Source organism: Clavibacter quasicaliforniensis (assembly GCF_051201715.1).
In the GTDB taxonomy this organism is placed as follows: Bacteria; Actinomycetota; Actinomycetes; order Actinomycetales; family Microbacteriaceae; genus Clavibacter; species Clavibacter seminis.
The window spans coordinates 1676602-1694281 of record NZ_CP139624.1; the positions used below are offsets into that span (position 1 = coordinate 1676602).

19 protein-coding genes are annotated in these 17680 nt (G+C 74.4%); 14 read left to right on the forward strand and 5 right to left on the reverse strand.

Translation table 11 applies throughout. The features are described from left to right. Positions 1-20: 20 nt before the first annotated feature. The gene (locus NL142_RS08055) at positions 21-752 is read right to left on the reverse strand and encodes an SOS response-associated peptidase (RefSeq protein ID WP_435078672.1); all 732 of its coding nucleotides are present in this window, start codon (positions 750-752) and stop codon (positions 21-23) included. Between NL142_RS08055 and NL142_RS08060 the strand changes: the two genes are divergently transcribed. From NL142_RS08060 to NL142_RS08100, 9 genes are all read left to right on the forward strand, one after another. Further along, positions 751-921 (forward strand): hypothetical protein, encoded by a 171-nt coding sequence (locus tag NL142_RS08060; protein WP_156032224.1) that lies wholly within the window; start codon positions 751-753, stop codon positions 919-921. The genes NL142_RS08055 and NL142_RS08060 overlap by 2 nt on opposite strands. 23 nt (positions 922-944) lie before the next feature. Then, positions 945-1850 carry an ABC transporter ATP-binding protein gene (locus tag NL142_RS08065; RefSeq protein WP_435078675.1) on the forward strand — a complete coding sequence of 302 codons (906 nt, stop codon included), beginning with the start codon at positions 945-947 and terminating at the stop codon, positions 1848-1850. Further along, a complete protein-coding gene (locus NL142_RS08070; RefSeq protein WP_435078677.1) occupies positions 1847-2548 on the forward strand; it encodes an ABC transporter permease in 702 nt (233 codons plus the stop codon). Before NL142_RS08065 ends, NL142_RS08070 begins: the two co-directional genes overlap by 4 nt. Continuing rightward, complete coding sequence (locus NL142_RS08075) at positions 2545-3270, forward strand: ABC transporter permease (RefSeq protein ID WP_435078679.1); 726 nt, start codon at positions 2545-2547, stop codon at positions 3268-3270. The genes NL142_RS08070 and NL142_RS08075 overlap by 4 nt, the downstream gene beginning before the upstream one ends. Before the next feature lie 13 nt (positions 3271-3283). Beyond that, positions 3284-4213, forward strand: a complete 930-nt coding sequence (locus NL142_RS08080) for an ABC transporter substrate-binding protein (protein WP_435078681.1) — start codon at positions 3284-3286, stop codon at positions 4211-4213. Between the two features lie 149 nt (positions 4214-4362). Continuing rightward, complete coding sequence (locus NL142_RS08085) at positions 4363-4812, forward strand: DUF3618 domain-containing protein (protein ID WP_234424634.1); 450 nt, start codon at positions 4363-4365, stop codon at positions 4810-4812. Next, positions 4809-6029, forward strand: a complete 1221-nt coding sequence (locus NL142_RS08090; RefSeq protein WP_435081586.1) for a type III polyketide synthase — start codon at positions 4809-4811, stop codon at positions 6027-6029. The genes NL142_RS08085 and NL142_RS08090 overlap by 4 nt, the downstream gene beginning before the upstream one ends. Next, positions 6029-6751, forward strand: a complete 723-nt coding sequence (locus tag NL142_RS08095) for a class I SAM-dependent methyltransferase (RefSeq protein ID WP_435078683.1) — start codon at positions 6029-6031, stop codon at positions 6749-6751. The genes NL142_RS08090 and NL142_RS08095 overlap by 1 nt, the downstream gene beginning before the upstream one ends. Beyond that, positions 6748-7935 (forward strand): FAD-dependent oxidoreductase, encoded by a 1188-nt coding sequence (locus NL142_RS08100; RefSeq protein WP_435078685.1) that lies wholly within the window; start codon positions 6748-6750, stop codon positions 7933-7935. The genes NL142_RS08095 and NL142_RS08100 overlap by 4 nt, the downstream gene beginning before the upstream one ends. Here the strand turns inward: NL142_RS08100 and NL142_RS08105 are convergent. Beyond that, positions 7928-8773, reverse strand: coding sequence for a UbiA family prenyltransferase (locus NL142_RS08105; RefSeq protein ID WP_435078687.1), 846 nt, complete (start codon positions 8771-8773; stop codon positions 7928-7930). The genes NL142_RS08100 and NL142_RS08105 overlap by 8 nt on opposite strands. After that, on the reverse strand, positions 8770-9240 hold the full coding sequence (locus NL142_RS08110; protein WP_435078689.1) for a GNAT family N-acetyltransferase: 471 nt from the start codon (positions 9238-9240) through the stop codon (positions 8770-8772). Before NL142_RS08110 ends, NL142_RS08105 begins: the two co-directional genes overlap by 4 nt. Positions 9241-9291: 51 nt before the next feature. On the opposite strand from NL142_RS08110, the gene NL142_RS08115 reads away from it, so the two are divergent. Next, a complete protein-coding gene (locus NL142_RS08115) occupies positions 9292-9801 on the forward strand; it encodes a GNAT family N-acetyltransferase (RefSeq protein WP_435078691.1) in 510 nt (169 codons plus the stop codon). Positions 9802-10122: 321 nt separating this feature from the next. On the opposite strand, the gene NL142_RS08120 is transcribed toward NL142_RS08115, so the two are convergent. Continuing rightward, positions 10123-10563, reverse strand: a complete 441-nt coding sequence (locus tag NL142_RS08120) for a hypothetical protein (protein ID WP_194682628.1) — start codon at positions 10561-10563, stop codon at positions 10123-10125. Between the two features lie 378 nt (positions 10564-10941). Between NL142_RS08120 and NL142_RS08125 the strand changes: the two genes are divergently transcribed. From NL142_RS08125 to cydC, 4 genes are read left to right on the forward strand one after another with little or no spacing between them, the layout of a single operon-like run. Beyond that, on the forward strand, positions 10942-12354 hold the full coding sequence (locus NL142_RS08125; RefSeq protein ID WP_435078694.1) for a cytochrome ubiquinol oxidase subunit I: 1413 nt from the start codon (positions 10942-10944) through the stop codon (positions 12352-12354). Continuing rightward, complete coding sequence (cydB, locus tag NL142_RS08130; RefSeq protein WP_194682626.1) at positions 12354-13358, forward strand: cytochrome d ubiquinol oxidase subunit II; 1005 nt, start codon at positions 12354-12356, stop codon at positions 13356-13358. Before NL142_RS08125 ends, cydB begins: the two co-directional genes overlap by 1 nt. Before the next feature lie 7 nt (positions 13359-13365). Next, complete coding sequence (gene cydD, locus NL142_RS08135) at positions 13366-15138, forward strand: thiol reductant ABC exporter subunit CydD (protein ID WP_435078696.1); 1773 nt, start codon at positions 13366-13368, stop codon at positions 15136-15138. Beyond that, complete coding sequence (cydC, locus tag NL142_RS08140) at positions 15135-16805, forward strand: thiol reductant ABC exporter subunit CydC (RefSeq protein WP_435078698.1); 1671 nt, start codon at positions 15135-15137, stop codon at positions 16803-16805. Before cydD ends, cydC begins: the two co-directional genes overlap by 4 nt. Positions 16806-16817: 12 nt before the next feature. Here the strand turns inward: cydC and NL142_RS08145 are convergent, their stop codons facing one another. Continuing rightward, entirely contained in the window at positions 16818-17636 is an 819-nt protein-coding gene (locus NL142_RS08145) for an aminotransferase class IV (RefSeq protein WP_435078700.1), read from the reverse strand. Positions 17637-17680: the final 44 nt, after the last annotated feature.

Genomic DNA, 17680 nt, shown 5'->3' on the forward strand with positions numbered 1-17680 from the left:
CGTGGGGAGACGGCCGGGCGTCACACGGGCCGTGCGAGCTCCGCCGTGTCGGGCGCGCCCTGGTCGATGCCGGGTCCGACCTCGTCCATCGCCAGCTGCTCGATCACGTCCTCCGCCTGCGCGGCGACGGCCCGGAGCAGGTCGGGGGAGCCCTCGGCCGTGGGATCGAGCCACTCCTCGACGACGTCGGGGGAGAGCACGACGGGCATGCGCTCCGCGAGCGCCTCCACCGTGCCGGCCGCCGGCCGGGTGAGGACAGCGCAGGTCAGCACCCAGCGGGCCGGGTCGTCGGCGGCGCGCGCCGGATCCCGCCACCACCCGTACAGCGCCGCGAGCAGCACGATGCCGTCGCCCGCGCCGACCAGGTAGGGCGTGCGGAGACCGTCGTCGGTCTGGTGGTGCTCGTAGTAGCCGGACACCGGGATCGCCGCGCGCCGGGACACGAGCGCCTGCAGGAGCTCCGGCCGTGAGCCGAGCTGCTCGGCGGGGACCTCGCCTAGCGGCGGGCCCTGGTCCGGTCCGGGCGATCCCGCGAGGACGAGGCCCCACCTGGCGGGCTCGAGGCGCCGCACGGGCACCTGCTCCTCCGTGTCGCCCTCCGCGCGGCGGGGCAGCGTGTCGACCAGGACCGCCACGCGCTGGCCCGGCTCGATGCGCCAGGACGGCGCGGGCACGGCCTCTCCCGCATGATCCACGTCGAGGAGCCCGACCAGGTCGTCGGCGGTCGAGGACCTGGCGAGGATGCGCGTCATGCCCTCCATCCTGGCCGACGCGCCGTGTGCCGACCGACGCGCGCGCGGCATCCGGGGGCTATCCGCGGAAGCATCGATTTGTTACGAAGTGGCGACAGGGGACGACCCGGTGCGGCCGTTCCGCCGCGACCGTGGTTCGCTGGTGTGCCTGGCAAGTGTCGATTCGTAGTGCCTACGAGGAATGAGCCACCCATGATCGAGTTCCACCACGTCCGCAAGCAGTACCCGGACGGCACGCTCGCGATCGAGGACTTCAGCCTCGTCGTCCCCTCGCAGACCACGACGGTCCTCGTCGGATCCTCGGGCTGCGGCAAGACGACCCTCATGCGCATGATCAATCGGATGGTCGAGCCCACCTCCGGCCGCATCGAGATCGACGGCACCGACATCGCCACCCAGGACGCCGTGAAGCTCCGCCGCAGCATCGGCTACGTGATGCAGAACTCCGGCCTCCTCCCGCACCGCAAGGTCGTCGACAACATCGCGACCGTGCCGCGCCTCACCGGCGTCGACAAGCGCACCGCGCGCGAGGGCGCCCTGAAGCTCATGGACACCGTCGGCCTCGACCGCTCGATGGCCGACCGCTACCCGTCGCAGCTCTCCGGCGGCCAGCAGCAGCGTGTGGGCGTGGCCCGCGGCCTCGCGGTGGACCCGAACATCCTGCTCATGGACGAGCCCTTCGGCGCCGTCGACCCCCTCGTGCGCGACGACCTCCAGCAGGAGCTCATCCGCCTGCGCACGCAGCTCGACAAGACCGTGGTCTTCGTCACGCACGACATCGACGAGGCGTTCCTGCTCGGCGACCAGGTCGTGATCCTCGAGAAGGGCGGCCGCATCGCCCAGCAGGGCACGCCGCAGGAGATCCTCTCGAACCCGGCGAACGACTTCGTCCGCGACTTCGTGGGCGCCGACAAGGGCAAGCGCGCGCTGCACGTCGAGGACACCGGCACGGGACAGGTGCTCGTCGACCGCGACGGCCGGCTCGTGGGCGTGCTCGACGACGAGGGCAGCGCCGCCGCCCGATCCGCATCCGCTCCGACCGAGGCGGGGGCCGCGCACGCCCCCGGTGCTCCGGCGCAGGGTGCGGGACCCGCGTGAACTGGGTCATCGCCAACATCCAGACGGTGCTCGACCTGGCCGTCGCGCACGTGGCGCTGGCCGCGACGCCGATCGTCCTGGGGCTCCTCCTGTCACTCCCGCTGGGCTGGCTCGCGAACCGCTACACCCGGGTCCGCGGCCTCCTCCTCACCTTGGGCGGGCTGCTGTACACGATCCCGTCCATCGCGCTGATCCTCGTGGTGCCCGGGCTCATCGGCACCACGTTGTTGGATCCCCGCAACATCGTCATCGCGCTGACCGTCTACGCCGTCGCCCTCATGGTCCGCATCACCACGGACGCGCTCGCCTCGGTCCCCGCGGACGTGAAGCAGTCGGCCACCGCCATGGGCTACGCCGGCTGGGCACGGTTCTGGCGCGTGGAGCTCCCGCTGGCCGGGCCCGTGCTGCTGGCGGGCCTCCGCGTCGTCTCCGTGAGCACGGTGAGCATGGTGACGGTCGGCTCGCTCGTCGGCGTGCAGAGCCTCGGCACCATGATCCTCAGCGGCTACCGGAGGTCCTTCTACACCGAGATCTTCACCGGCGTCGTCGGCATCCTCGTCATCGCCCTGGTGTTCGACCTGATCCTCGTGCTGGTCGGCCGTGCGCTCATGCCCTGGTCGCGCTCGACGTCGGCTGGGGCCCGTCGGCGCCGCTCCGCCGCAGCATCCCCGATAGCCGTGACCGGAGGCCTGCCGTGAACCTGTTCGCCGAGGCGTTCGCCCTCATCTTCGACGCGAGCCGCTGGAGCGGGCCGACAGGCACGGGCGTCCGGCTCGTGGAGCACCTCTCCTACACGTTCCTCGCCATCTTCCTCGCCGCGCTCGTCGCGGTCCCCTCCGGGCTCTACATCGGCCACACCGGGCGCGGACGCACCATCGCCGTCTCGCTCTCGGGTGGGTTCCGCGCCCTGCCCACGCTCGGCGTCCTCGTCCTCTTCGGGCTCGTGTTCGGCATCGGGCTGACCGGCCCGATGATCACGTTCGCGATCCTCGGCATCCCGCCGCTGCTCGCCGGCGTCTACGCCGGGCTCCAGGCCGTCGACCGGGCGACCGTCGACGCCGCCCGCGCCGTCGGCATGACGGAGTGGCAGATCCTCGGGAAGGTGGAGATCCCCCTGGCCCTGCCGCTCATCATCAGCGGCTTCCGGGCCGCGACCCTGCAGGTCATCAGCACCGTCACGCTGGGCGCCTACCTCGGGCTCGGCGGCCTCGGGCCCGACATCTTCACCGGCCTCACCACGCGGAACTACCCGCTCATGGTGTCCGCATCCATCCTCGTCACCGCCCTCGCGCTGGTCGTGGACGGCGTGCTCGCCATCGTCCAGCGCCTCGTCGTCCCCCGGGGCGTCGTCGCCGCGGCCGGCCGTCACTCCGACTCCGCCCGTGCCTCGTCGAGGCCGGCGGTCAGCACCACCTCCTGAAAGGAACACAGCAATGTCCCTCAGCATCTCCCGCCGGGTCCTCCTCGGCACCGTCGCGGTCGGCACCGCGATGGCCCTCGCCGGCTGCGCGTCCGGCGACCCCACCGACCCGACCGGCGGCCAGTCCGCCTCGGCCGCCCCCACCGACACCATCTCCGTCGGCTCGGCCGCGTTCGGCGAGAACGTCATCCTCGCCGAGGTCTACGCGCAGGCCCTCGAGGCCAACGACGTGAAGGTCACGCGCAACCTGCAGATCGGCGAGCGCGAGGTCTACCTCAAGGCGCTCGAGGAGGGGTCCATCGACCTCATCCCCGAGTACACGGGCAACCTGCTCGCCGCGTACGACGCCGACTCGACCGCCACCTCCAGCGACGACGTGTTCGCCGCCCTCGGCGCCGCTCTGCCGGACGGCTTCGAGGTGCTCGACGAGTCGCCCGCCGAGGACAAGGACTCGTACAACGTCACTAAGGAGTACTCGGAGACGAACGGCGTCACGAGCCTCTCCGACCTCAAGGGCAAGACCGTCCGCGTGGGCGGCGGCGCGGTGCTGACCGACCGCGAGTACGGGATCCGCGGGCTCACGGGCACGTACGGCATCGACGCGAGCCTCGTCACGATCGAGGACCAGGGCGGCCCCAACACCGTCAAGGCCCTGCTCGACGGCCAGGTCGACATGGCGAACATCTACTCGACCACGCCGTCGATCCTCGACAACGGGTTCGTGACGCTGAAGGACCCCGAGAACCTCATCAAGGCGCAGAACGTCGTGCCGCTCGTGAACACCGCGAAGATGAACCCCGACGTCACCGCGATCCTCGACAAGGTGTCGGCCGCGCTGACCACCGACGACCTCACCGAGATGAACCGCCGCAACCAGGGCGACGAGAAGGCCGAGCCGGCCGCGATCGCCGCCGACTGGCTGAAGGAGAAGGCCCTCTTCTAGGAGGCGCCGACCGGGCGGCGACGCCCGGCACCCGCGAGGGGTCGACGCGCGAGCGCCGGCCCCTCGCGCCGTCCGTGGGTGCCCGGCCCGGGCACGACGGAGCATGATGGATCCACCGCAAGTACTTCCCCGATGGCAGGAGCCCGCGCATGGCCAAGAAGAAGTCCCCGACCGGCGAGGTCAGCGTCCTCGGCGCGGTGACCACGGTCGCCCGCGAGGTCCGCAAGCACAAGACGGTCGCCGAGTCGGCGCCGCACGGCGAGGGCGCGAACATCCCGCCCGCGCCCAAGCGCAGCCCCGAGGAGCTGAAGCGCGACATCCAGGCAGGACGCGACGAGCTCGCGCGCACCGTGCGGGAGCTCGAGACCGCGCTCGACGTGCCGGCCCGCGCCTCCGAGCTGAAGGCCGACGCCTCGGCCCGCGCCCGCGCCATCCGCGACGACGTCACGACGCGCGTCCGCACGACCGGCCGGGACCTCTCGCGCCGCACGCGCGCGTTCACGAAGAAGGACCCGGCCGTCGCCGCGTCGATCGGCGCGGGCGCCGTCGCCGTCGTGCTCGCGGTGGGCGCGGCCGTCGTCTCCGGCGGCCGACGCTGATCGCCTCCATCCGCTCGATCGCCACGGCCGTGCCGCCGACCGTCCTCGCGCAGGACGGCGTGCGCGACCTCTTCGGCAGCCAGCCCGAGCTCGGGCGGCTCGGGACGAGGCTCGTGTCCGCGGCCTTCAACGCGTCGGGGATCCGCACGCGGCACACGGTGATCCGCGAGCTCGGCACCGCGCCGGGGATGGCGGGCGCGGACGCACCCGTCGAGGACGCCGACGCCGGGCCCGTCTTCTACGACCGGGCGAGCGGGCGGATCCTCACGCCGGGCACCGGCGCGCGGAACGACACGTACATCCGCGAGGCCCCCGCTCTGCTGCTCGAGGCGGCGCGGCAGGCGGTCGAGGAGGCCGAAGGCGTCGAGACCTCCGACGTGACGCACGTCGTCACCGTCTCCTGCACCGGCTTCTACGCGCCCGGACCCGACTACCAGGTCGTGCGCGGCCTCGGGCTCGGCGCGTCCACCCAGCGCTTCCACCTCGGCTTCATGGGCTGCTACGGCGCGTTCCCGGCGCTCCGCATGGCCGCCCAGTTCTGCGCCGCCGACCCGGACGCCGTCGTCCTCGTCGTGTGCGTCGAGCTCTGCTCGCTGCACCTGCACTCGTCGAACGACGCCGACACGATCGTCGCCTCGTCCGTCTTCGGGGACGGAGCGGCGGCCGCGGTCGTGACCGCGCGACCCGCGCCCGCCGGATCCACCGTGCTCGACCTCGACGCGTTCGAGACCGTCCTCACGCCCGTCGGCGAGGACGACATGGCGTGGACCATCGGCGACCAGGGCTTCGACATGGTGCTGTCGAGCTACGTGCCGAGGATCATCGACGAGCACATCACGGGCGCCCTCGAGCCGCTGTGGGCGCAGGTCCCCGCGGTCGAGGGCGTCGCCCCCGCGGAGATCGAGGACTGGGCCATCCACCCGGGCGGCCGCAGCATCCTCGACCGCGTCGAGGACCGGCTGGGGCTCGCGCCCGCGCAGCTCGAGGCATCGCGCTCGACGCTCGCGGAGGTGGGCAACATGTCGAGCGCGACGGTGCTGTTCGTGCTCCGGCGGATCCTGCACCGGACGCCTCCCGCGGACGTGCCGGGTCGACCCGACGTCGCGGAGGCCGCACCCGTCGTCTCGTCCGGGCCCGGCTCAGGGCGTGTGTGCGCGATGGCGTTCGGCCCCGGCCTCACGGTCGAGACGGCGCTCATGACGCGCCGGACCGCCTGATGGACCTCTCCCGGCGCGACACCGGTCTCACCGAGCTCATGGACGACCCGGACTGCGACGCCGTCGCGCTCGACCGCACCTACGCGCGGTTCGGCATCGTGAACCGCGTGGTCGCCGGATGGCGCGGCGTCTACCGGTCCCGGATCCGCCCGCTGCTGTCCGCCCAGCGGGAGACGACGCTCCTCGACATCGGGTCGGGCGGCGGCGACGTGCCGCTCGCCCTCGCGCGGTGGGCTCGGCGCGACGGGCTGCGGCTCACCGTCACGGGCATCGACCCGGATCCGCGCGCCGCCGCCTTCGCGGGCGCCCGGCCCCGCGACCCCGACGTCGCGTTCCTCGCGTCGTCGAGCGGGGACCTCGTCGCCGCCGGCCGCCGCTTCGACCTCGTGACGAGCAACCACGTGCTCCACCACCTCGACGCCGCCGCGTTCGACGCGCTCCTGGCGGACTCCGCGGCGCTCGCCCCGCGCGCGATCCACGGCGACATCGCGCGCGGGCGCCTGGCCTACGCCCTCTACGGGCCGGCCTCCCGGCTCGTCGCGCGCGGCTCGTTCGTGCACGTGGACGGGCTCCGGTCGATCCGCCGCAGCTGGACGCCCGTGGAGCTCGCCCTCCGGGTGCCGCCCGGCTGGCGCGTCGAGGGCGCCGTGCCGTTCCGCGTGCTCGTGGTCCGCGACCCGTCCACGGGCCGCGCGGACCCCGTCGACCTCCCGGGCCGATGACCCGCGTCGACGCGCTGGTCGTGGGCGGCGGGCCCGTGGGGATCCACCTCGCGGCGCTCCTCGCGCAGGCGGGCCTCGACGTGCACGTGTGGGAGGCGCGGCCGGCGCCCGCCCTGCTGTCGCGCGCCATCGGGATCCACGCGCCGTCGCTCGACGCGTTCGACCGGCTCGGCGTCGCGGACGAGATGGTCGCTGAGGCGGTCCTCGTCCGGACGGGCATCGCGATGGGGCCCCACGGCGAGCTCGGGCGCGTCTCGTTCGCCGGGGTCTCGGCCACGCACCCGTACGTCGCGGCGCTGCCGCAGTGGCGCACGGAGGCGATCCTCACGAGGCGCCTGGCCGGCCTCGCGCCCGACGCCCTGCGGCGCGGCGTGACGCTCACCGGGCTCGACGCGGATCCCGCCGGTGCGCCGGGCGGGGTCGTCCGCGCGAGCGGGAAGGCCGACGGTGAGCCCGTCGAGGTCGCCGCGTCCCTCGTCGTCGGCGCGGACGGCACGCGCGGACGGGTCCGCGGGCTCCTCGGGATCGGCGTCGACGAGCGCCCCCTGCCCGACCGGTTCCTCATGGCCGACGCGCCCGACCGCACCGACGGAGGCGACGACGCCGTCGTCACCCTGCATCCGGACGGCGTCGTCGAGTCCTTCCCGCTGCCCGGCGGCCTGCGGCGCTTCGTCGTGGGGCTCCGCGCGGGGGAGGACGACGGGGATCGGGCGTCGCTCCTCGCCCGCGCGGTGCGCGAGCGCACCGGGCACGTCGTGTCGGCCGAGGAGCTGCATCCGGTCAGCGGCTTCGGCGTGCGCCGTCGCCTCGCGCACCGCATGGTCGCCGAGCGCGGCGTGCTGATCGGCGACGCGGCCCACGAGATCAGTCCCATCGGCGGGCAGGGGATGAACCTCGGCTGGCTCGACGCGGACGCCCTCGCGCCGATCCTCGTCGACGCCGTCCGCGCGCGCCGCGGCGTGCCGGATCCCGTGCGCCTCGCCCGCTGGGAGCGCGACCGGCTCGCGAGCGCGCGCCGCGCGGCGGTGCAGTCGGAGATCAACACGGCGCTCGGGCGTCCCGTCCGGGGGCTCACCCGCCTCGTGCGCGACGCGGGGCTCCGCGCGGTGCTCGCCTCGCCGGCCGGGGCCGGGCTCGCCTCCGTCTACGCCATGGGCCGGGACGCGGGCGCGCGGGTCAGGTGAGGCGGGTCGCGTTCAGCGCGATCTGGGCGACGAGCAGCAGCGACGCCGCCATGATCAGCTGGAACAGCAGGCGCCCCGGCGGCCGCGTGACGACGCGCACGGCGCCCCACGCGGCGATGCCCAGCGTGACGACGAGCCCGCCGACCGCGAGCGGCGTGATCGCGTGCGCCGGATCCACGAGCACGGGGCCCACGGCCACGACGACCGCCCCGAACGCGAGCGCCCCGAACGCGACGAGGCCCGACGGCACGCGCCCGAGCCGGTGCGGCAGGCCCCGCACGCCCGTGCGGGCGTCGTCCTCGAGGTCGGGCAGCACGTTGGTGAAGTGGATGGAGACGCCGAGCACCGCGCCGGTCGCCATCGCCCACGCGGCCGCGGGCACCGGATCCACGCCGCCGAGGGCGACCACCGTCGGCAGGATCCCGAAGGCCACGACGAAGGGGAGGACGCTCACGGCGGTCCGCTTCAGCCCGGCGTTGTAGGCCCAGCCCGCGCCCACGAGCACGCCGTGCGCGAGGAGGAACGCCGGACCGAGCGCGGCCGACGCCACGCCGCATGCCGCCACCGTCACGAGGGCCGCCGCCCGGACCTGCCCGACCGTCACCTCGCCGCGCGCGACGGGCTTGTCGGCGCGGGCGACGCTGCGGTCGCGCTCGGCGTCGATCCAGTCGTTGGAGAGGCCGATGGACAGCTGCCCGAGGAGCACGGCCACCGCCACCGCGACCACGCGCCCGGGCCCGTAGCCGAGCGCGATCGCGAGCACCGCGGCGAGCACCGTGACGGTCGCCGTCGGCCCCGGGTGCGAGGAGAGCGCGAGGAGGCGGAGCCGGCGGATCACGCGAGCGTCAGCGCGTAGCAGCGGGAGCCCTCGGAGTCGGCGTAGGCGCCGAAGCGGGGGATCTCGGTCCAGCCCTCACGGACGTAGAACCGCATGGCGTCGGGCTGCTCCGGGCCGGTCTCCAGCACCAGGTCGACCACGCCGAGCTCGCGTGCCGTCTCCTCGAGAGCGGGGAGGACGGCCGTCGCGACGCCCGTGCCGCGGACGGCGGGCACCACGTACATGCGCTTGAGCTCCGCCCACGGCGTCCCGTCGCCGCGGGCGCCGAGCGGCCGGATCCCGCCGCAGCCGACGGGCGTCCCGTCCGCGTCGCGCGCGACGAGGAACGCGGCCATGTCGGCGGCGGTCGGCTTGGCGCCGGGCTCCGTGTCGCCGCCGTAGCGGAGGTCGAGCTCGGCGCGCTGGGCGGCACGGAGGGAGGTCGCGTCGTCGTCGTCCCACGCGACCCGCGAGATGGTGAGGTCCATGCGTCGATCCTGCCGCACGGCGCCCGCCGAGCGCTCCGTTACCCTGCTTGCATGAGGATCCGCCCCGCCGAGCCGCGTGACATCGACGACCTGCTGGAGATCCGCAACCACGCGATCCTCACCGGCACCGCCCTCTGGACGGAGGAGCCGGTCGACCGCGCCGAGCGCGAGGCGTGGTTCCGGGAGACGACGGACGCGGGCGACCCGATCCTCGTCGCCGAGGTCGACGGGGAGTTCGCGGGCTACGGCACCTACGGGCCCTGGCGGCGCCTGTCCGGCTACCGCTTCTCGGTGGAGGACTCGGTCTACGTGCGCGACGCCTTCCAGGGGCAGGGCGTCGGCCGCGCGCTCGTCGAGGCGGTCGTCGAGCACGCACGAGCGGCCGGGAAGCGCGCGGTGTTCGCGGACATCGAGGCCGGAAACACCGGCTCCATCCGGCTGCACGAGCGGCTCGGCTTCCGGCAGGTGGGGCTGCTGCCCGGCATCGGCTGGAAGTTCGGCCGCCCGCTCGACCTCGCGATCCTGCACCTGCCGCTGGTCGACGACGGGGCCTCCGCCTAGCAGAGGGCGATGGCCGCGCGGCGGATCCGCACGGCGGACGATCGAGAGGCCCGGCACGGTGCGCGGGAACGCCACGGGTGCCGGGCCTCTCCGGGGATCACGGTCCTTCGGGGGACGGGTGATCTCCGTGGTCCGGGAGCCGTCCGATCCGGGGGGAGTGGACGGACGTGCTCGTCGGGTTGCGAGCACCCGGCCCAAGGGGGGGGGTAAGGGCCGTGCGCTCATTCACGACTCTAGCCGGGTCCTCATTTATGCGGACACCGGAGCGTGGCCCCAGAAGGAGGGGCGCGGTCGGGTCCGGGGTGCGCCGGACGGGCGGCGTCAGTCCTGGGACTCGTCGAGCTCGCGTCCGCCGACGGCGACCACGGCGTCGCGCAGCGCGTGGAAGTGGTCGACCGTCAGTCCGTTGCGGAGGAGGTACGGCTCCACGCCGCCGCGACCGGCCAGCGAGTGCAACGCCTGGATGACGGGCGCGGGATCCCCGTCGACGGCGTGCTGGGCGGCGTCGCGGACGTCGAGCCCGCCCGCCACGAGCGCGAGGGCGACGACGAGCGCGTCCTCGGCGGACGCGGTGCGGGCGTCGTAGCGGGCCGCGGGCGCGCCGGCCCCGAGCAGGTCCGCCGCCTCGGCGACCCGCCCCGTGAGGTGGGCGCCGTCGGCCACGAGGAGGGCGACGTACGTGGATGCGGGAGCGCCGGCGGCGGTCGTCGCGGATCCGATCGTGAGGTCGGATGCCGGCGAGGCGGGAGCGGGTGAGGTCATGGCGGCGGCCCTTCGGTCGACGTGCGCGGTGCGGGTGGGTGCGGTGCCGGATCCGAGGGCCGACGGCGGGCGCGGAGCCGATGCCGGCCCGCGCGTGGGCGCACCGGGTCGACGCCGATCCGGATGCGTGGTCCGACCCTCGCCCGGCCGGGTGAACGACGGGTGTCGCGCGCGCCGCCGGCCGGCCAACGCGACGCGGCCGGGATCCGCGCGCAGGGCTCGCGCCGATCGTCTACAAGTCGTAGAATCGAGGGGTCGCGATGGAGCCTCAGCCCGCACGATCCGCCATCCACAGGAAGCGCATCCGGTCGCCATGACACCGCACCCCGTTCCCGCAGACCACCCCGCACCCGGCCGCCGCCAGAGCGGTCGCCCCGAGTGAACGACCTCCTCGACCCGCTCCTGCTCTCCCGCTGGCAGTTCGGCCTCACGACCGTCTACCACTTCCTCTTCGTGCCGCTCACGATCGGGATGGCGTTCGTCTGCGCGCTGTACCAGACGGCGTGGGTGCGCACCGGGAAGCAGCACTACCTGCGGCTCACCCGGTTCTTCGGGAGGATCTTCCTCATCAACTTCGCGATGGGCACCGTCACCGGCATCGTGCAGGAGTTCCAGTTCGGCATGAACTGGTCCGAGTACTCCCGCTTCGTGGGCGACGTGTTCGGCGCACCGCTCGCGCTCGAGGGCCTGCTGGCGTTCTTCCTCGAGGCGTCGTTCATCGGCGTCTGGATCTTCGGCTGGGACAAGCTGCCGAAGAGGCTGCACCTCGCGTCGATCTGGGTGGTGTCGGTCGCGTCGATCCTGTCGGCGTACTTCATCCTCGCGGCCAACGCCTTCATGCAGAACCCGGTGGGGTACCGCATCGACGAGGCCAGGGGACGAGCCGAGCTCACCGACATCTGGGCGCTCCTCACCAACAAGGTCGCGCTCGCCGCGTTCCCCCACACGATCTTCGCGGCCTTCATGTGCGCGGCCGCCGTCATCATCTCGGTCGCCGCCTGGCACCTGTCGCGCAACCAGCACCTCGAGACGATGATGCCGGCGCTCAGGTTCGGCATGTGGTTCATGGTCGTCTCGGGCGCGCTCACGATCCTCTCCGGCGACCAGCTCGGACTGGCGATGGTGCAGACGCAGCCCATGAAGATGGCCGCAGCCGAGGCGCACTACGACACCTCATCCGGCGCCGCCGCGTCGTTCTCGCTCTTCACGTGGGGCACGCCGGACGGGTCGAGCGAGCTGTTCTCCATCCGGATCCCGTACCTGCTGTCGTTCCTCTCGACGCACACGCTCGACGGCACGGTCCAGGGCATCAACGACCTGCAGGCGCAGTACGTCGCGAGCTACGGCCCCGGCGACTACACGCCCACCATCTGGGTCACCTACTGGGCGTTCCGCTGGATGATGGGCTTCGGCATGGCGGCCATCGCGGTCGCGGTCGCGGGCCTCTGGTTCACCCGCAGGGGCCGCCGCATCACGAAGCCGTGGATGTGGAAGGTCGCCATCTGGGCCGCCCCGCTGCCGCTGCTCGCGATGACGGTCGGCTGGATCTTCACGGAGATGGGCCGCCAGCCCTGGATCGTCTTCAGCCTGCTGCAGACCTCGTCCGCGGTCTCGCCGAACGTCACCGGGATCCAGGTGCTGCTCTCGCTCGTCGCGTTCACGGTCGTCTACGGATCGCTCGCGGTGGTCGAGTTCCGCCTGATCCTGAAGGCGGCGCAGAAGGGTCCGGAGGCCGAGCGGGAGCCGGACCCGGTGACGGGCGAGGTCGTGCGGGAAGCGAGCGTGTACTGATGGACCTGCCCACCATCTGGTTCGGCGTCATCGCCTTCCTCTTCGTCGGCTACTTCGTGCTCGACGGCTTCGACTTCGGCGTGGGGATGAGCCTGCCGTTCCTCGCGAAGGACGACACCGACCGCCGCGTGCTCATCAACACCATCGGCCCGGTCTGGGACCTCAACGAGACCTGGCTCATCGTCGCGGGGGCCGCGCTCTTCGCGGCGTTCCCCGAGTGGTACGCGACCATGTTCAGCGGGTTCTACCTGCTGCTCGTCGCCATCCTCATCACGCTGATCCTCCGCGGCGTCTCGTTCGAGTTCCGGCACCAGGGGGCGTCGGACCGGTGGCGCGGGTGGTTCGACGCGATGATCGTGGTCGGATCCGTGGTGCCGTCGTTCCTCTGGGGCGTCGTGTTCGCGAACGTGGTGCGCGGCGTGCCGATGGACCGGCACCACGACTACACGGGATCCACGCTCGACCTGCTGAACCCCTATGCGCTCCTCGGCGGGCTCACGACGCTGTCGCTGTTCCTCGTCAACGGCCTGCAGTTCGCGGCGCTCAAGACCGACGGGCCGATCCGGGCGCGTGCCCGGCTGCTCTCGATGCGCGTCGGCGCGGTGACCATCGTGATCGCGGCGACCTTCCTGGTCTGGACGACGCTCGCGCACGGGTCGGCGCTGTCGGGGCTCGTGTCCGCGCTGGCGGCCGTGGCTCTCGTCGGGTCGTACCTCGCGAACGTGCGGGGTCGGGAGCGCTGGGCGTTCGGGCTGCTCGCGGCGACAATCGCGCTCGCGGTGGCCAGCCTCTTCACGGCGCTGCACCCGTTCGTGATGCCGGCGTCGAACGATCCCGCGTTCGGGCTGACGCTCGAGAACGCGTCCTCGTCGCCTTACACGCTCACGATCATGACGTGGGCCGCCGGGTTCGCGCTTCCGCTGATCCTCGCCTACCAGGCGTGGACGTACTGGGTGTTCCGGAAGCGCATCACGCGCGCCGTGATCGCCCAGGCCGCGCACTAGGCGCGCCGTGAAGCCCCTGGATCCGCGCCTGCTGCGGCACTCCGCGTCAGCCCGGGCGATGCTGGCCGTGGGCGCCGTCGTCGGCGTCGTGCAGACCGTGGCGCTCGTCGCCTTCTGCTGGTCGCTCACGCAGCTCGTCGTGCGGGCGATAGGCGGCGCGACCGCGTCGGAGCTCGGGCCGGTGCTCGCGCTCGTGGTCGGATCCGCCGTCGTCCGCGGAGCCTCGGCGTGGCTCCTCGACGTGGTGGGCGCGCGCGGCGCGGCGCGTGTCACCGCGGAGCTGCGTCGCCGCGCGCTCCGGGCGATCGCCGACCTGGGGCCCGCGTGGACGGCCGGCCGCAGCCGCGGGCGCCTCGCGACCATCGTCGGGCCGGGACTCGACGCGCTCGACCCGTACTTCGCCCGCTACGTGCCGCAGCTGATCCTCACGACGCTCGCGACGCCGATCGTCGTCGTGGTGCTCTTCCTGGCCGACCCGCTCACGGGCGTGACCGTCCTCGTGACGCTGCCCGTGATCCCGGTCTTCATGGTGCTCGTCGGCTGGGCGACGCAGGAGGTGCAGCGGCGGCAGTGGTCGCGCCTCACGGAGCTGGCGTCGGGCTTCCTCGACGTGGTCGACGGGCTGTCGACGCTCCTGGTCTTCGGGCGCGCGCGGCGGCAGACCGCGCGGATCCGCCGGGTGACGGAGGAGTACCGCGTGGAGACCATGCGCGTGCTCCGGATCTCGTTCCTGTCCGGCTTCGTGCTGGAGCTCGCGGCGTCGCTGTCGGTCGCGCTGGTCGCGGTGTCGGTGGGCGTGCGCCTCATCGGCGGGCAGCTCGACCTCGAGGTGGGGCTCTTCGTGCTGCTGCTCGCGCCCGAGGCGTTCCTGCCGATCCGGCAGGTGGGCGTGCAGTTCCACGCCGCGGCCGAGGGGGTCGCGGCCGCGGACGACGTGCTCGGGATCCTCGAGGAGGAGCGGGCCACACGGGCGGCGCGGGCCGTCCCGCGGGCCGAGGTCGAGGCCGCGGCTGCGGCTGCGGCTGCGCGAGGTTCCGCGGGCGACGCGCTCGTGATCCGCGACCTGGTCGTCACGCGCGGCGACCGTCCCGTGCTGGCCGGGCTCTCCGCGACCTTCCCCCGGGGACGCGTCACGGCGGTGACCGGGCCGAGCGGCGTCGGGAAGTCGTCGCTCCTCCAGGCGATCCTGGGGCAGCTGCCCGCCGAGGGCGCCGTCGGCTGGGTCGGCGAGATCGCCGCCCCCGCGCCGCGCGCGCCGCTCCCGACCGAGGTCGCCTGGGCGGGGCAGCGGCCTGGGCTCATGGCGGGCACGGTGCGGGCGAACGTGGCGCTCGGCGTCGCGGATGCGGACGACGCGCTCGTCCGACGCGCGCTCGCGCTCGCGGCGGCCGACGGCATCGACCCCGACCTGGAGCTCGGCGTCGGCGGGCAGGGGTTGTCCGGAGGGCAGGCGCAGCGCGTCGCCGTCGCCCGGGCCGTGCACCGTGCGCTCGCCCTCGACTGCCCGCTCGTCCTCCTCGACGAGCCGAGCTCCGCGCTCGACGCCGCTGCCGAGGCGCGCCTCGCCGACGGGATCCGCGTGCTCGCCGACCAGGGCCGGGCCGTCGTGGTCGTCACGCACCGCGGCGCGCTCGTGCGGGCGGCCGACGCCGAGCTGCGGCTGGGCGGGGGATCCGCCGCGGACGCGACACCGCCCGCCCTCGGCGCGCGCGTACCCGCCGCCGAGATGCCCGCGCGCATCGCCCCGGAGCCCGCATGGCGCGCGCAGGTCGCGCCGTGAACCGCGACGACGTCCTCCGGCTCGCGCAGCCGCCCGCGCGCCGCGCCCTGCCCGGGCTCCTCGCGGGCCTCGCGAGCGCAGTCGGCGCGGTCGCGCTCCTCGCGACCTCCGCCTGGCTCATCACGCGCGCGTCCGAGCAGCCGCCCATCCTCTTCCTCGGCATGGCGATCGTCGGGGTGCGGGCGTTCGCGCTCGGGCGGGCCGCGTTCCGCTACCTGGAGCGCATCACCAGCCACGACGCGGCCTTCCGCGCCCTGGCGACGCTCCGCGTGGGGGTCTTCGAACGGCTCCTCCCGTTCGCGCCCGCCGGCCTCCGCGACACGCGCCGCGGCGACCTCCTCACCCGGCTCGTGGGCGACGTCGACCGGCTCCAGGACCTCCCCCTGCGCGTGGTGCAGCCGCTCGCGGTGTCGGTGCTCGTGCAGGCCGCGAGCGTCGCGGTCGTATGGGCGGTGCTGCCCGCGGCGGGGATCGCGCTGCTCGTCGTGCTCGCGGTCTCGCTCGCCGTCGGGATCGGCGCGACGACCGCGCTCGCGGGACGCGCCGAGACGCGCATCGCGCCGCTGCGCGCCCGGCTGCAGGACCTCGTGCTCGACCTGGTCGGCGGCCTCGACGTGCTGACCGCGTTCGGGGTGGTGGACGACCGACTCGCCGCGATCGACCGCGCCGCCGCCGACCTCCGGCGCGCGGAGCTGCGCAGCGCCGCCGCGGCGGGCGTCACCACGGGCGTCGTGCTCGCCGGCACCGGCGCGGTCGCCGGCTGGACCGTGCTGCAGGGCGTGCCGGGCCTCGCGTCCGGGGCGCTGGATCCCGCCTGGCTCGCGCTGGCCGCGCTGGTGCCGCTCGCGCTGGTCGAGCAGGCGACGGCCGTGCCGCTCGCGGTGCAGGCGTGGCGGCGCGTGCGCACGAGCGCGGAGCGCGTGGCGGGCGTCGTGCCGGGGACGGTGCCCGACGAGATCCCGCGGGAGCCCGACGACGCCGACGCGGAGACCGCGCACGCCGACGCGCCGACCGCGGGCACGACGCTCGAGGTCCGGGACCTGGTCACGCGCTGGCCGGGAGCGGATCACGACGCCCTCGCCCCGGTGTCGCTCGTGGTGCGGCCGGGGGAGACGGTCGTCGTGCGCGGCCCGAGCGGATCCGGCAAGTCGTCGCTCGCGGCCACCCTCGCCCGGTTCCTCGAGTCGCGCGGCGCCTACGAGCTGGACGGCCGGGACGCGCGGTCGATGGCCCCGTCCGCCGTGCGCCGGATCGTCGGCCTCTGCGAGCAGGCGCCGCACCTCTTCGACGCGAGCATCCGGCAGAACCTGCTCTTCGCCCGCGACGACGCGACGGACGACGAGCTCGTCGGCGTCCTCGCGCGCGTGGGCCTCGCGGACTGGACGGCCGAGCGGGGCGGGCTCGACGCGCGCGTCGGCGACCGCGGCGGCCTCGTCTCGGGCGGCCAGGCCCAGCGCATCGCCCTGGCACGGGCGCTCCTCGCCGACTTCCCGGTGCTCGTGCTCGACGAGCCGACGGCGGACGTCGACGCCGAGCGCGCCCACGCCGTGCTGCGCGACGTGCTCACGGCGGCGCGCGCCAGCGGACGCGGGGTGCTGCTGCTCACGCACACGGAGGTGCCGGGCGACCTCGTGGACCGGACCATCGAGCTGCTGCCCGTGTCCTGACCCGCGCGCGCGTCAGCCCGCGGGCAGCTCCCGCCGCAGCGCATCCAGCCGCGTGCGCCAGGCACGCGCACGACCGGGCTCGGCCGCGGTGGCCGGGCCGTCGATCCAGCCGCGCACCAGGCGGATCCCGTGCAGCGCGCTCACGGCCCACACCTCGCGCCCGTCGAGGTCCGCCGGCCGCGCCCGCTCGTGCAGCACGTCGACGCCGAGGGCCGTGGCCAACGCGACGATGCTGCGCTCGGTGACGCTCGGGATCCGCGGCACGTCGCCCTCGACGACCGCGAGCGCGTCGCCATGCCACCACAGGATCGCGCTGTAGGCGCCCTCCACGATCGTGCCGTCGGCCGCGAGGATCACCGCCTCGCCCGCGCCGTGTCGGGAGGCGCGGCTGCGCAGGGCGCCGAGCGCGTGCAGGTCGGGTCCCTTGACGCGGGGCATCGTGCGCGGATCCGGGCCGTCGTGGTCGCGCAGCACCACCGACGCCGTGCGCTCGGGCGCCGGTCGCACGAGGAGCCGGGCCACGTCGCCGTCGGGCCCGCGGAGCGCCTCCACGCGCGGGAACCACGCGCCGTCGCGGGGCAGCGCGTCGACCGCGGCGTCGAGGAAGGAGGCAGGATCCGGCACGGCCGCGGACTGCAGGCGCAGCGACGCGAGGAACCGCTGGCGATGGACGTCGAGCGCGAGCACGCGGCCCTCCTCGACGAGGAACGAGTCGGCCGCGAGCACCCGGTGCCCGGCCGGTCGCGCCTCCTCGGCCCCTCCACCGGCGGGATCCGCGGCCGTCGTCGCCCACCCGGCCGCGCTCCACCGGAGGATCGTCTCGGAACTCATACCCTTGAGGCTAGGCGGCCGCCGGGTGCGCTCACGACACCGGG